Origin of the sequence: Nocardia sp. CDC159, from assembly GCF_023740735.1 — a bacterium.
GTDB lineage: Bacteria > Actinomycetota > Actinomycetes > Mycobacteriales > Mycobacteriaceae > Nocardia > Nocardia pulmonis.
In genome coordinates, this window is the sequence record NZ_JAMRXH010000004.1 from 381,866 (window position 1) to 394,857 (window position 12,992).

The 12,992-nt window shown below is 70.0% G+C and carries 13 protein-coding genes; 4 read left to right on the forward strand and 9 right to left on the reverse strand.

Going from position 1 to position 12,992, the window contains the following annotated elements; translation table 11 throughout:
* Positions 1 to 65: 65 nt before the first annotated feature.
* From NDR87_RS11775 to NDR87_RS11795, 5 genes are all read right to left on the reverse strand, one after another.
* A complete protein-coding gene (locus tag NDR87_RS11775) occupies positions 66 to 821 on the reverse strand; it encodes a DUF2382 domain-containing protein (protein ID WP_251911610.1) in 756 nt (251 codons plus the stop codon).
* Between the two features lie 82 nt (positions 822 to 903).
* Positions 904 to 1,587 (reverse strand): PAS and ANTAR domain-containing protein, encoded by a 684-nt coding sequence (locus NDR87_RS11780; protein WP_251911612.1) that lies wholly within the window; start codon positions 1,585 to 1,587, stop codon positions 904 to 906.
* A gap of 102 nt (positions 1,588 to 1,689) precedes the next feature.
* Entirely contained in the window at positions 1,690 to 2,403 is a 714-nt protein-coding gene (locus NDR87_RS11785; protein WP_251911614.1) for a ubiquitin-like protein, read from the reverse strand.
* A gap of 60 nt (positions 2,404 to 2,463) precedes the next feature.
* Positions 2,464 to 4,410, reverse strand: coding sequence for a VWA domain-containing protein (locus NDR87_RS11790; RefSeq protein ID WP_251911617.1), 1,947 nt, complete (start codon positions 4,408 to 4,410; stop codon positions 2,464 to 2,466).
* Positions 4,407 to 5,804, reverse strand: coding sequence for an ATP-binding protein (locus NDR87_RS11795; protein WP_251911619.1), 1,398 nt, complete (start codon positions 5,802 to 5,804; stop codon positions 4,407 to 4,409). The genes NDR87_RS11790 and NDR87_RS11795 overlap by 4 nt, the downstream gene beginning before the upstream one ends.
* A 166-nt stretch (positions 5,805 to 5,970) precedes the next feature.
* Here NDR87_RS11795 and NDR87_RS11800 point away from each other — a divergent pair, with 166 nt between their 5' ends.
* Positions 5,971 to 6,336, forward strand: a complete 366-nt coding sequence (locus NDR87_RS11800; protein WP_251911620.1) for a hypothetical protein — start codon at positions 5,971 to 5,973, stop codon at positions 6,334 to 6,336.
* Here the strand turns inward: NDR87_RS11800 and nagA are convergent.
* Genes nagA through NDR87_RS11820 form a run of 4 tightly spaced genes read right to left on the reverse strand, consistent with a single transcriptional unit; the run spans position 6,330 to position 10,879 of the window.
* Entirely contained in the window at positions 6,330 to 7,511 is a 1,182-nt protein-coding gene (gene nagA, locus NDR87_RS11805) for an N-acetylglucosamine-6-phosphate deacetylase (protein ID WP_251911622.1), read from the reverse strand. The two genes, NDR87_RS11800 and nagA, sit on opposite strands and share 7 nt — an antisense overlap.
* Positions 7,508 to 8,527, reverse strand: a complete 1,020-nt coding sequence (locus NDR87_RS11810) for an SIS domain-containing protein (RefSeq protein ID WP_251911845.1) — start codon at positions 8,525 to 8,527, stop codon at positions 7,508 to 7,510. Before NDR87_RS11810 ends, nagA begins: the two co-directional genes overlap by 4 nt.
* A gap of 31 nt (positions 8,528 to 8,558) precedes the next feature.
* A complete protein-coding gene (locus tag NDR87_RS11815) occupies positions 8,559 to 9,482 on the reverse strand; it encodes an N-acetylglucosamine kinase (protein ID WP_251911624.1) in 924 nt (307 codons plus the stop codon).
* Positions 9,479 to 10,879: a sugar porter family MFS transporter gene (locus tag NDR87_RS11820; protein ID WP_251911626.1), complete on the reverse strand. Its 1,401-nt coding sequence runs from the start codon at positions 10,877 to 10,879 to the stop codon at positions 9,479 to 9,481. Before NDR87_RS11820 ends, NDR87_RS11815 begins: the two co-directional genes overlap by 4 nt.
* 118 nt (positions 10,880 to 10,997) lie before the next feature.
* Here NDR87_RS11820 and NDR87_RS11825 point away from each other — a divergent pair, with 118 nt between their 5' ends.
* The 3 genes from NDR87_RS11825 to NDR87_RS11835 all read left to right on the forward strand — a co-directional run bounded on the left by NDR87_RS11825 (position 10,998) and on the right by NDR87_RS11835 (position 12,934).
* Positions 10,998 to 11,726 carry a GntR family transcriptional regulator gene (locus tag NDR87_RS11825; protein ID WP_251911628.1) on the forward strand — a complete coding sequence of 243 codons (729 nt, stop codon included), beginning with the start codon at positions 10,998 to 11,000 and terminating at the stop codon, positions 11,724 to 11,726.
* 62 nt (positions 11,727 to 11,788) lie between these two features.
* Positions 11,789 to 12,640: a CYTH domain-containing protein gene (locus tag NDR87_RS11830; protein WP_251911630.1), complete on the forward strand. Its 852-nt coding sequence runs from the start codon at positions 11,789 to 11,791 to the stop codon at positions 12,638 to 12,640.
* Between the two features lie 117 nt (positions 12,641 to 12,757).
* Positions 12,758 to 12,934: a hypothetical protein gene (locus NDR87_RS11835; protein ID WP_251911631.1), complete on the forward strand. Its 177-nt coding sequence runs from the start codon at positions 12,758 to 12,760 to the stop codon at positions 12,932 to 12,934.
* The last annotated feature ends 58 nt before the right edge of the window (positions 12,935 to 12,992 follow it).

Genomic DNA, 12,992 nt, shown 5'->3' on the forward strand with positions numbered 1-12,992 from the left:
ACCCCGGATCCGAGTGCCCGAGGGCACTGTCCAATTAGGGGTGACGTCTTCGGCTTGGGCGCCGGTCAGCGCTCACGCCGTTCGTCACGGTGCCGGGGATCCACGCCCTCGGTCTCGAACCGCTCCTTACGCACGGTGTCGGACACGGTGCGCTCGTCCTCGACCTCGTCGACCGCCAACCGGACCTTTTCCACCGGCACCGCCTGCTTGTTCACCTTCACCCGATCCGCATGCAGTGTGACCTCCTGCTCGGCCTCGCCGATCTCGGCATTGCGCACCGCCGACGGATCGGTGATCGGTTCCCGCTCGATACGAACCTCTTCGTGCTCCACCGGAACGGTAACCGATTGCTCCTCGGTCACAACGTATTTGCGCAGTCGTGCCTTGCCGACCTCTTCGGACTCGGTGCGGACGTTCAGCCGCTCCTCCGAGCGGACCAGGGCGTCATCGGCGGCCCTACGCTGGTCGTTGTCTGTTCGGTAGCGGCCGAAACCGGTCTGACTTGCCCGATTCGCATCGAGCCCGTAGTGGGCGAACAGCTGCTGCTCACCCTCCGGGCTGATGTGGCCGTCGTGCGCCACCTGCGGGGCCGACTTCACCCGTTCTTTGCTGACCGGCACGCCCAGAATGTGCTTGCCCGGATCATGCGACGCGCCGGTGAGTGGGATGAGCGCATCGCCGTGGAACATGCCGGTGGAGGTGGCGACCCAGCTCGGCGCGCCGGTGCGATCGTCCAGGTAGACCTGGGTGACGTCGCCGATCTTCTCGCCCTGGGCGTCGTAAACGGTGCTTCCGATCAAATCCTGCATAACGTTGGACATGAAAATTCCTCCCGTATGCGATTGCGGACAGCTATAGCTGTCGGGTAGCCGACGGTCCGCTGTCCAAACGCTGAGGAGGGTCCTACTGCACGGCCACCCGCTCGTGCACGGTGAGCAGCACATGATCGAAGCGCATCCGCAGCCCCGCCCGATTCGGCTCCAGATGCCGCACGTCGTGCACCAGTTGCGCGGCCAGATCGCGGATCTTGACGTTGGTGTGCTGGGAGCGCCATTTCAACACCGCGAAGGCCTGGTCGGCGTCGAGTTCGTAGACCAGCGACAGAATGCCCTTGGCCTGTTCGATCGGGGCGCGCGCCTCGATCATGTCCGGGATGATCTCGTCGATGACGTCGTTGCGCTGCTCGGCGAGGATGCCGGTGAGCTCGATGTAGTACCCGGTGGTGCCGATGACCGTCCCGTCCTCGGCGGTGTCGTAATCGGCGATCACGATCACCTCGTGTGTGTCGCCGTCGGCGTCGATGATGCGATGACGGCTGCAGAACGGCTCGGACGCCTCGACGATCCGCTCGATCAGCGTCTGGACCGACGCCCGATCCTCGGGATGCTGATGCGACAGCAGCAGTTCGGTGGTCGGCTCCACGGTCCCCGGCTCATACCCGTGCAGCCGCGCCAACTCGTCCGACCACTCCCACCGCCGGTCGGCAAACCGAAACCGGAACTCCCCCGCATTCGCACACGGCTCGTTACCGATCACACTGCCCAGCACGCTCACCAACTGCGGCTCGAGCTTCTCACCGTCGATCATCGAACCAGTATCCGCCACTACACCGGTTTCATCCGCGCCGCGGTCGGGTAATCCCGATCGGCGAGGCCCGGGCAGGAGCGCGTACGGAACCACAGCGCCGCGTCAGCACAGCCGCAAGTCGAGGTCGGCTCGTTCGGTGATGCTGTAGTGGGACAGCGGGCGGTCGTTCTCCAGCTCGATATCGTGCCGGTAGAGGCGCTGGTGGTGGGGGGAGATGCCCACTTCGGCCGCGATCTTCTCCTTCACCTGTGCGACCGTGGTGTCGGGGGTGACCTGGACGGTCAATTCGGGGCCGCCCGAGGCGCTCGGGGATTTGCAGTCCCGAGAAGTGTCGCCGGATGGTGTTGGGCAGTCCGGGTTGTCGAAGGGGAGCTCGCGGGGGGCGGGTTTGGGTGTGCCGAATGGGGATTCCGGACCGGTGGGGGCGGATTCGGCTCCGCATGCGGGTGGGACCATGGTCCGGCAGGGCGGAGTACCGGGGCCGCTGGGGGGTCCCGAAACCTCGGCTGCGGATCTCGTCCGGGGCGGCGGCGATTCGATGTCGTGGGAGGCGGCTTCCCGTTCGGCGGGTGCGCCGCCGGAGCCGCTGGTCGGGAGATCGGGGGTGCCGGGGACGCCGGGGCTGGCCGGGGTGGTCTTGGGGTCGCAGGGCAGGTGGATCGTCAGGATGGTGATCTGCTGCGCCGGCTCGGGCTGGGATTGGGTCTGGGGCGGCGAGGTCGGCTGGTCGCTGGGTTGGGCCGCGGCCGGTCCGGTCGACAGGGCGAGCCAGGCCGTGGCGGCGATGAGCAGGCAACAGGTCCTGTGGACGCTCATATCGCTCATTCAAGCTCGCCCGGCCGTCCGGCGAACTCTTCGCGTCCGGCATGTCGCGGACTATCGGCGGGCGCGCAGATAATCGCTGACCACCGCCGCGCCCAGTCCGTCCGGGTCCGGGGCCACGACGCGGCCGCCGCCGCGGCGGGCCACCAGGTCGACGAAGGCGGCCAGGCGGGGATCCTCGCCGAGCATGAACACCGTGATGGATGCGCCGAGTTTGGCCAGGGCGTCGACCTGGGTCATGGTGATGGCCAGGGTGCGGGGCTCGGGCGGCCAGCTGAAATACGCCTCGCCGTCCGATTCCAGATGTGCCGTGGGCTCGCCGTCGGTGACCACGAGCACGACCGGTACGGCATCGGGGTGGCGGCGCACATGCCGCGCGGCCAGCAGCAGCGCGTGATGCAGGTTGGTGCCCTGCTCCCAGACCGGCTCCAGGCCGGTCAGCTCGCCGATGTCCACGGTCCGGGCGTGACGGCCGAAGGTGATCAAACTCAGTGCGTCGGAACGGAATCGGGTCGCGATCAGATGTTGCAGCGCTAGCGCGGTGCGCTTCATCGGCACCCAGCGCCCGTCCTGCACCATCGACCAGGAGGTGTCCACGCACAGCGCCACCGCCGCGCGCGAGCGTTGCTCGGTCTCCATGATCTCCACATCGGAGACGTCCAGCCGCACCCCCCGCCCGCCCGTCGAGGCCGTCCGCAGCACCGCGTTGCGCACCGTGCGCGGCACGTCCCAGGGCTCGGTGTCGCCGAACTGCCAGGCCCGCGCGGCCCCCGTCGGTTCACCCGCCGCACCCGCCAGCGCGGTGTCGCGCTGACCGCGCCGAGACCGCAACTGCCCCACGATATTCCGCAGCGCCACCTCGCCGAGCCGCCGTAATGCCTTGGGCGTCAACCGCAGCGAACCGTCCGGCGCGCGCTCGAACAGCCCCTGGCGCCGCAGTTCGCGTTCCAATTCCGCGAGCCGGGCCGCGTCCGCCCGGGCCTCCTCGCCCAGCTGGCGGGCCAGTGCGTCCAGATCGATGTCCTCGAGCCGCGCACCCGGATAGGACTGCCCCAATTGCTCTGCCAGCGCATCCAGTTCGGCCAGGTCCTGCAGGGCCTGCGCGCCCTCGCCCAGCCCGAGCGGATCCTCGCCGCGAAACCGCTGCCCCGACTCCCAGTCCTCACCCGGTCGCAGCGCGCGCAGCCGCGCGTCCAGCGTCGAAATCTGTTGTGCCAGCCGGGGATCGCCGAAGGCCTGATCGATCAGTTCGGTCAGCTCGGCCCGCTGCTGCGCCGACATGGAATTCAGCATCCGCTGCGCGGCCGCGGCGCGGGCGGCCAGCGCATCGATCAGCTCGTCGGTATCGCGCGGATTCTCCGGGAAGAATTGGCCGTGCCGACGCATGAATTCGGCGAACTGCCGTCCGGTGTCCTCGCCCCGCGCATGCGCGGCCAGCAGGTCGTTGAGGTCGGACATCATCTGCCGGATTCGCTCGACATCCTTCGGACCGGTGTTCCGCAGCGCCTGCTTCATGCCCTGGAACCGTGAATCCAGCAGCTCACGGCCGAGCAGATCCCGAATCTTGGCGTAGTTCTCCCGCCCGGTCGCCGAACGCCAGGGGTACTCGGCCAGTTCGTTGACCGCCGCGGCGGTGCCCGGCGGCAGGGCGTCCAGGCGCGCCTCGGCGAAGCGGGCGTCGTCCGACGGATCAGGGAACAGCGCGGTGCGCTCGGCCCGCAGCGCCTCGTCCAGCAGTTCGCGGACCTGCTGCAGCGTCCCGTCGAGCCGGTGTCGCCGAGTGATCTCGGCTCGGCGCTGCCACAGCCGCCGGGTCAGCTCGTCCAGGCCGCGGGTGTCGCGCAGGCCGCGGCGCAGCAACTCCTCGAGCGCGCCACGCGGTGAGCTGCCCTCCATGACATCGCGCCCGATGTGGTCCAGGGCCTCGCGCAGATCCAGCGGCGGGTCCAGGGGATCGGGTCCGTCGTGGTAGGGGCCGTAGGCGTAGCGGTCCGTGCTCACGCCCCGTACACCGCCGTGCCGTCCGCGGCGTCCTTGGCGACCTGACGCGCCAGATACAGTGACTCCAGGGCGAATTCGACGGCCGCGGCGATGCGCGCGGGCGGATCGGAGGCGGCGACGCCCAGACGCCCGGCCACCTCGTGCAGGATCGGCAGTTCGGGCAGCGCCGAGAGCATCTCCGTGCCCGGCACCCGTTCGCCGGTGGTCACGAGATTGCCGTCGCCGAGGGCCTCGACCAGCGGCCGCAGATTCAGCCCGCCGAGCCGCCCGCGCGCGGTCTCGGCGAACGAGCGGCGCAGCAGATGGGTCAGATGCTCCTGTTCGCGGCCCTCCTCGCCGGATTCGAATTCCAGCTTGCCGCGCAGCACGGCGGGCACGGATTCGAGGTCGATCGGGCGCGCGACCGCCGGTCGCTCGCCGGTCAGGGCGGAGCGCCGCAGCGCGGCGGCGGCCACGGTCTCGGCGGCGGCGACCGCGAAACGCGCCGACACACCGGAACGCTGGTCGATCGCGGGCGATTCGCGCAGCTGCCGCACGAACCGCGCGAGCACCTCGATCAGTGGATCGCCCACCTCGGCGACGAGCTCGGCCTCCTGGCGCACCAGCGCCACCTCGGCCTCGACGCTGAGCGGGTAATGGGTGCGGATCTCCGCGCCGAAGCGGTCCTTGAGCGGGGTGATGATGCGCCCGCGATTGGTGTAGTCCTCCGGATTCGCGGTGGCGACCAGCAGCACGTCCAGCGGTAGCCGCAGCGTATAGCCGCGGACCTGAATATCGCGCTCCTCCATGACATTCAGCAGCGCGACCTGAATCCGCTCGGCCAGATCCGGCAGCTCGTTGATCGCGACGATGCCGCGGTGCGCCCGCGGTACCAGCCCGAAGTGGATGGTCTCCGGATCGCCCAGGCTGCGACCCTCGGCCACCTTCACCGGGTCCACGTCGCCGATCAGATCGCCGACGGAGGTGTCGGGTGTGGCGAGCTTCTCGGCGTAGCGCTGCGAGCGGTGCCGCCAGGCGACCGGCAGTTCGTCACCCGCCTCGGCGGCCAACCGCCTACCCAGCGGGGTGATCGGATCCAGCGGATGTTCGCCCAGTTCGGTGCCCGCGATCACTGGCGACCACTCGTCGAGCAGACCGATCAGCGTACGCAGCAGCCGCGTCTTACCCTGTCCGCGCTCACCCAGCAGCACGATGTCGTGCCCGGCCAGCAGTGCCCGCTCCAGCTGCGGCAGCACGGTCCGGTCGAATCCGACGATCCCGGGCCAGGGGTCGCCGCCGGATTCGAGCAGCTCCAGCAAATTCTCCCGGATCTCGGTCTTGACGCCGCGCGGGCGATACCCGGCCGCCCGCAGCTCGCCCGCCGTCCGGGGCAGATCTCGTGGGACTGTCACCATTTCGACGCTACGACGCCGCGGCGATCCCGTCGACCTTGTTCACCCGCAGGGAACACGCCGGAGGATTTCAGCGAGAGTTGAAACCATCGCGCTCCGCGCGGCGGCGGTAGCACTATCGGCTGGTAGTCGTCCGGGTAGGGGGAACGCGGATCGGAGGAAATTCGTGGTGGCTACCGAGCACGCTCGGCACTGTCGGACGCTGGAGTGCGCTGCGCTGTTGTTCCTACTCGTTCAGCTGTCGGGGTCGATCGCCGTGCAGATGGGCGCGCTCGGCGGGCCGGTGGGCGTTTCGGTCGGCTGGGGTGTACCGGCCTGGATTGCCTGCGGTTGCGGACTGCGGGTGGCCGCCCTGTCGCGGACGTCGTGGTCGCCGCTGCCGCGGCGGCGACCACGACCGCGGGCCGCCCTGCGGGTCCGGGCGACCGCGCTGGCCGCCGTGACGGCACTGGTCACCGCCTGCGCCGCCGAGGCGCACGAGATCACCGTCGTGCCGATCGCGGACCACACCGCCCGCACCCTCGGCGATCAGTGAACCGCGGCCTCGAAACCGTTGCGGCCCAACGGGGCCGGCGATACGAGGCGGCCGCCGTGCACAACCCCGATCAGCCCCAGATCCGCATCCAGCGCGACCAGATCGGCCCGCATGCCCGCGCGCAGCACCCCGACCTCGCCCAGGCCGAGCGCCCGGGCCGGATTCGCCGATGTCATGCGCACCGCGGCCGTGAGCGCCGCATCGAGATCGGTCCCGGCCGCGGCCACGGCCGCCCGGAACATCGCGTCCATCGTGGCGGTGCTGCCCGCGATAGTCGAGGTGCCGGTCACATGGGCCACCCCGCAGGTCACGGTCACGTCGACGGGTCCGAGCCGGTATCGGCCGTCGGGCGTACCGGCCGCGGCCATGGCGTCGGTGACCAGGGCGATTCGCTCGGATCCGGTGCGGCGCACCAGATCCCGCAGCAGCGCCGGGTGGATGTGGACGCCGTCGGCGATCAGCTCGACGGTCACCCGGGGGTCCTCGAGCAGGGCCAGCGCGGGGCCGGGCTCGCGGTGATGCAGCGGTCGCATGGCGTTGAACACATGCGTGCCGACGGTCGCGCCCGCCTCGATCGCGGCCCGGGTCTGCTCATAGGTGGCATCGGTATGGCCCACGGCCACAACGACATTCGCATCCTTCAGCCGCTCGATCGCCGCCGCCGCGCCGGGCACCTCGGGGGCGATGGTGACCATCCGGATGCCGCCGCGCCCGGCCGCGAGCAGGGCGTCGATTTCGGCCCGATCGGGATCGCGCAGTTGGTTCTCCGCGTGGGCGCCGCGCCGAGCCGGGCTGAGCCACGGCCCCTCCAAATGGATTCCGGCCAGGGTCCCGCCGCCGACCCGGTCGGCGAGCAAGGCGACCGTGCGCAGCAGATCCTCCGGCGCGGCGGTGACCAGGCTCGCCACGGTCGTGGTGGTGCCGTGGCCGAGGTGGAACCGGGCCGACTCCTCGATGGCCGCGACGGTGCCGTCGGAATAGGAGGCCCCACCGCCGCCGTGCACATGCATGTCGACGAAACCCGGCACCACGATGCCGTCGGGCAGGTCGATGTCCGGGCGGCGCGGCGCGGTCCCGGTGCCACACGCGGAGATTCGCGCACCCTCGATCTCGATCCAGCCCGGACGGCAGATCCGGCCGTCGAGCACGATCGTGCCCGCGCTGATCAGCATCACAGCGTTTCGGTCACCTTGTTCAGGCCGCGCGGGCGATCCGGATCACCGCCGCGCGCGATCGCCAGATGCAGCGCGAGCTGTTGCAGTGGAAGGATTTCCAGCAGTGGGGACAGCGGTTCGGGAACGCCCGTCGGCAGGGTGACCCCGCCGGTCAGGCCCGCGATCGCATCGGCCGCGCCGACGCCGAACACATCGGCCCGCAGCTCGGCCAGCCGCGCCAGCACCGGCCGCATCGCCCGGCCGCCCGCGCCCTCGGGCACGATCGCCAGCACCGGCACCGACGGGTCGATGGTGGCCAGCGGCCCGTGCAGCAGATCAGCGCCGGAGAACGCCTGCGCCGAGAGGTAGGAGGTCTCCATCAGCTTCAGCGCGGCCTCGCGCGCGGTGGGGTAGGAGTAGCCGCGCGCGGAGGTGATCAGGCGCTGGGCGAAGCGGTACCGCTCGGCGGTCGCGGCCAGCGATGCGCCGGACTCCAGTACCTGCGCGCCCAGGCGCGGCAATTCCGCTGTGCCCGAACCGTTTCCGCCGCGGGCGTAGTCGAGCATCAGATACAGCGCGAGCAGTTCGGCGGTGTAGGACTTGGTCGCCGCGACCGCGAGCTCCGGACCGGCCAGCAGGTCGATGTGCACCTCGGCGGCGGCCGCCAGCGCGGAGTCCGGATTGTTGGTCAGCGCCACGGTCAGCGCACCCTGGCGGCGGGCGACCTCCACCGACTGCACCAGATCGGGCGAGCCGCCCGACTGGCTCACCGCGATGAACAGGGTGTCGCGCAGATCCGGGGTGCTGCCGTAGACGGTCATGGTCGACGGCGAGGCCAGTCCGGCGGGCAGCGCGTGGTGGATCTCCACCAGATACTTGCCGTACAGCGCCGCGTGATCGCTGGTCCCGCGCGCCACGAACAGCGCGAAGCGCGGCTGATATTCGGTGATGCGGGCCGCGGCTGCGCGAATGGCGTCGGTGCCCTCGCTCAGCAGCCGCTGCCACGCCACGGGCTGTTCGGCGATCTCGGCCGCCATGAGCGCGCCGGGCTTGTCCTGATCTGTCATATCACTCCTCGTGGTGGATGGCTTGTCCGGCAACGGCCGCCGCGCCGCGCTCGGCGATCCGCTGCGCGAGCCGCAGGGCCCCGCGCACCGGATCGGTGTCGAGTACGCGCAGATCGGTCAGGCCGTGCTCGGTGAGTGTGTGCCGCAGCTGCTGCTGTAGCCGCGGCTGATGGACGGCCAGCCCGCCCGCCACGATCACCGGTCCGGTGTAGGACAGCCGGTGGGTGACGGTCAGGACCAGCTCTGCCAGATGGCCGACGGTGTCGTCGACGATCGCGCTGGCGACCGGATCGCCAAGCGCGGCCTGTTCGAAGACGATCCGGGCGCGCCGGGCCCAGTAGCGGCGGTCGGTGTGGTTGTAGAAGTGGTCGAGCAGTTGTTCGGTGCTGCGCAGCCCGCATTCGGCGGCCAGGGCCTGGCCGAGCCGGTCGGCGGGTTCGCCCCGGTCGACCCGGGCCAGCGCGCGCCGCACCGCCTCGCGCGCCACCCAGTATCCGCTGCCCTGGTCGCCGAGGAGATATCCCCATCCTCCGGCGCGCACCGACCGGCCCGCGTACCGGCCCCAGGCGACCGATCCGGTGCCGGAGATGAGCGCGACGCCGTCGTCCACGCCCGCCGCGGCCAGCACGAGTTCGCTGTCGTGCACGATGTGGATGATCGCGTCGGGTAGCCGCTCGGCCAGCAGATCCCGCAGCCGCGCCCGGCCCTCCGGCGTATCCGCGCCCGCCGCGCCCGCGCACACCACCGGCACGCCGTGACCGTGCACCCGCTCCAGCACGAGATCGAGCTGACGTCCGGCCTCGGCCACCCCGGCCGAGGCCAGATTGGCGCTGCCCGCGCAGGCCTCGGCGACGATCACGCCGTCCTCGGCCCGCACGGCCATCGTCTTGGAGCCGCCGATGTCCAGGCCGAGCGTGGCGGTCATGGGCGCACCCCTTCCTTGGTCGGCTCCGGCCACCGCGCGCCGTTGTCCCAATACTGCCGAATCTCCTCCAGCTGCCGCCCCTTGGTCTCCGGCGCCAGCCGGTACACGAACGCGAATCCGGCCACCGCCATCGCACCGAAGACCGCGAAGGTGCCCGCGCCGCCGAGGGATTGGAGCAGGGTCAGGAAGACGGCCGCCACGATCGCATTGGCCACCAGATCCGAGGTGAGCATCGCGCTCGAGCCCATCGAGCGCAGCCGGGCCGGGAAGCTCTCACCCGCGTAGACCCAGACCAGCGCGCCGAAGCCGAAGGTGAAGCCCACGGTGAACAGCAGCACGCCGAAGAAGCCGAACACCGTCAGCACGCCGCCGAAGTCCGAACCGGCCGCGAAGACCGCGATGAGCACGATATTCGCCGCGATCATCATGCCGATGCCGGACAGCAGGATGGGCCGTCGGCCCACCCGGTCGACCAGCACGAGCGCGACCAGCACCGCCCCCAGCGCGGCGACCTGGACCAGCGCGGGCAGCACGAGCAGCGCGAAGTGCCCCCGGAAGCCCATCGCCTCGAACAGCCGCGGGCTGTAGTAGACGATCGCGTTGATGCCGGTGATCTGGATGAAAAAGCCCAGTCCGACGACGAAGACGGTGGCCCGCAGATACGGCCGCCGCAGCATCTCCCGCAGCGCGCCCCCGGACTCCTCGCGCAGGCCGGTCTGGATCTCGGCCAGCGCGGCGTCGGCGTCGATATCCGGTTCCACCTGTCGCAGCACCCGGCGGGCCTGCTCGGTGCGGCCCTTCATCAGATACCAGCGCGCGGTGTCGGGCAGTCGCAGCAGCAGCACGGTGGTCAGCACCGCGGGCACCGCCGCCAGCCCGAGCATCCAGCGCCAGCTGTGCGAGCCCGCCAGCAGGTAGGCCGCGAGATAGCCGATGATGATGCCGAGCACGGTCGTCACCTGATAGGCGACCAGCAGTGCGCCCCGGATCCGGGTGGGCGCGGATTCGGCCACGAAGACCGGGACCACGACCACCGACACACCGATCGTCAGGCCCAGCGCCAGCCGCGCCACCATCAGCATCGGCAGTCCGGTCGACAGTGCCCCGAGCAGTGCGAACAGCGCATAGGTCGCCGCGACCAGCACCATCGACCATTTGCGGCCGATCCGATTCGCGAGCATGCCGCCGCCGATCGCGCCCGCGATCTCACCGACGACCACCGCGGTGGTCAGCAGTTCCTGCTGTCGGGTGGTCAGCCCGAACTCGTCGGTGATGAACAGCAACGCGCCCGCGATATTGGACAGGTCGTACCCGTAGATGACGCCGATGCTGGCGGCCGCCCCACCGACCAGCACGCCCAGCCGGGACGACGCCCGCAGCTCGCCCACGAACCCCATATTCTTCGCCTCTCACCGTTGAACAGGGAAGGAATTGGTGTATACCAATCTGACGCGCATGAGATTGGCATACACCAATTTCGGCGTCAAACCGGGGGCCTACCGGTAGGTTGTGCGCATGCACAACGCCGCTGAGACGGCCTTGGAAGGCACGCAGTCGCAACCGCGCTACTACGGCACCAAGCTCGCACTGCGCGAATTGATCGCCACGCTGGAACCGTCCACCTCGCTGCCGCCCGAGCGGATCCTCGCCGAACAGCTCGGCACGTCACGCACCACGTTGCGCAAGGCGCTGGCCGAGCTCGCCGCCGAGGGTCTGCTGCGCCGGGTCCAGGGCAGCGGCACCTTCGTCGCCCCGCCGAAGGTGGTGCATCTGCAGCAGCTGACCTCGCTGACCGACGATCTGAGCACCCAGGGGCTGCAGGTCTCCTCACGCATCCTGACCCTGACCCGGGTGCCCGCCGACGAGACCGCGGCCGAACGGCTCGCCATCGCCCCCGGCACCCGCGTCCACCGCCTGCGACGCCTGCGTTCGGTCGGCGGCGAACCCCTCGCGATCGAGACCGCCCACCTCGCGGACCGCCTGCCGAACCTCGCCCGCCGGCTCGCCGACAAGGGCTCGCTCTACCGCACGCTGCGCGACTGCTATGGACTGGAGGTGGCCGCGGTGGAGGACACCGTCGAAACCGCGCTCACCACCCCGGAGGAGGCCGCCCTGCTCGGGGTCGCGGTGGGATCCCCGATCCTGCTGGTGCATCGGCGCTCCTGCGATCCCACCGGCCGCCCCATCGAGTGGACCCGGTCGGTGTACCGGGGCGACCGCTTCCGCTTCGTCGCCCGCGCCTGAACTTCATCCCGCCGCGATGCGTCCGTCGCCGATGCGTCATAGTGATCATGGAGGCTGCACGGATGACCGGAACCGGTATCGGACGCGTGCTGGCGAGCGCGATCATCGCACTCGCCGTGGTGATCGGCGCGCCCGGCGTTCCTCGATCGGATGCGGCGAACGCCCGGCCGGATGTCGAGGTCAAATTCGATCTGGTTGCGGCGGCACTGGATTCGTCGGGCGGACCGAACGCGGACCTGCGCGCCACCTTCGGCCTCGGCGACGGGCCGCGGGCACTCGCCTACGAATACTTCGACACCGCGGCGCTGGATCTGCGCGAAGCCGGATGGAGTGTGCGGTTGCGGCACCGCGACGGCAGCGCCCTCGATCTCAACTACAAGAAGCGGTTCCCGGTGGCCGACGGCGATGTCGACACGGCACTGCGGCGAGCCGACGAGCAGGGCTTCGGCGCCTCCGACACCAACTACGACGCCCAGATCGACTGGACCACCGACAAACTGGTGCTGAGCTTCGCGGACAAGAAGTCCGAATCGGTCAAGGGCTACCGCGGCACCGAGTTGCCCGCCGAGGCGGTCGCACGCTCACTGCTGGTCGATCGAATTCCCGGCAAGCTGAAGAACTGGTCGGCCCCGAATTGGGGCCGGGACACCCTCGCCGCGTCGCGGCAGCACGGCCCGGTGCATGCCAAAGCCTGGCGGGGCATGTGGCAGGGCGTCGACATCGACCTGGAGGTGGTGCCGGTGCGCGCGTCCTCCGGGCCGGGCACCGAGACGATCATCGAACTGTCCTTCAAGACCGACACCCTCGACGCGGCGAGACCGTTGCGCGACAAGGCCATCGACACGCTCCGCGCGAATGCTTGGCTCGCCCCCGCCGCCGTGCTGAAGACCGACCTCGTCCTGACCCGGTACTGAGGACCCACCGCCCCTCCGGGACAACCCTGATCTTTCCCCGATATCGCCGCTGACCAGGTGATTTTCCGTCGGTGGGCTGACAGTATCGAGGTGTCGGAGAATTCGGGAGGAATGGACATGTTCTGGAAGATCCTCGGCGTCGTCGCGCTCGCGTGGCTGGCGCTGATCGTGGTCGGGGCGCTGATCAAGGCGCTGTTCCCGATCCTGATGATCAGCCTCGTGGTGTTCGGGCTGTACCTGCTGTACAAGGCGGTGTCGGGATCGAACAACAAGTCGACGGTGGGCAAGATCTAGCCACCTTCGCGCACACGGGCCGTTCGGTAACCTATACCGAACGGCCCGTGCGCATTTC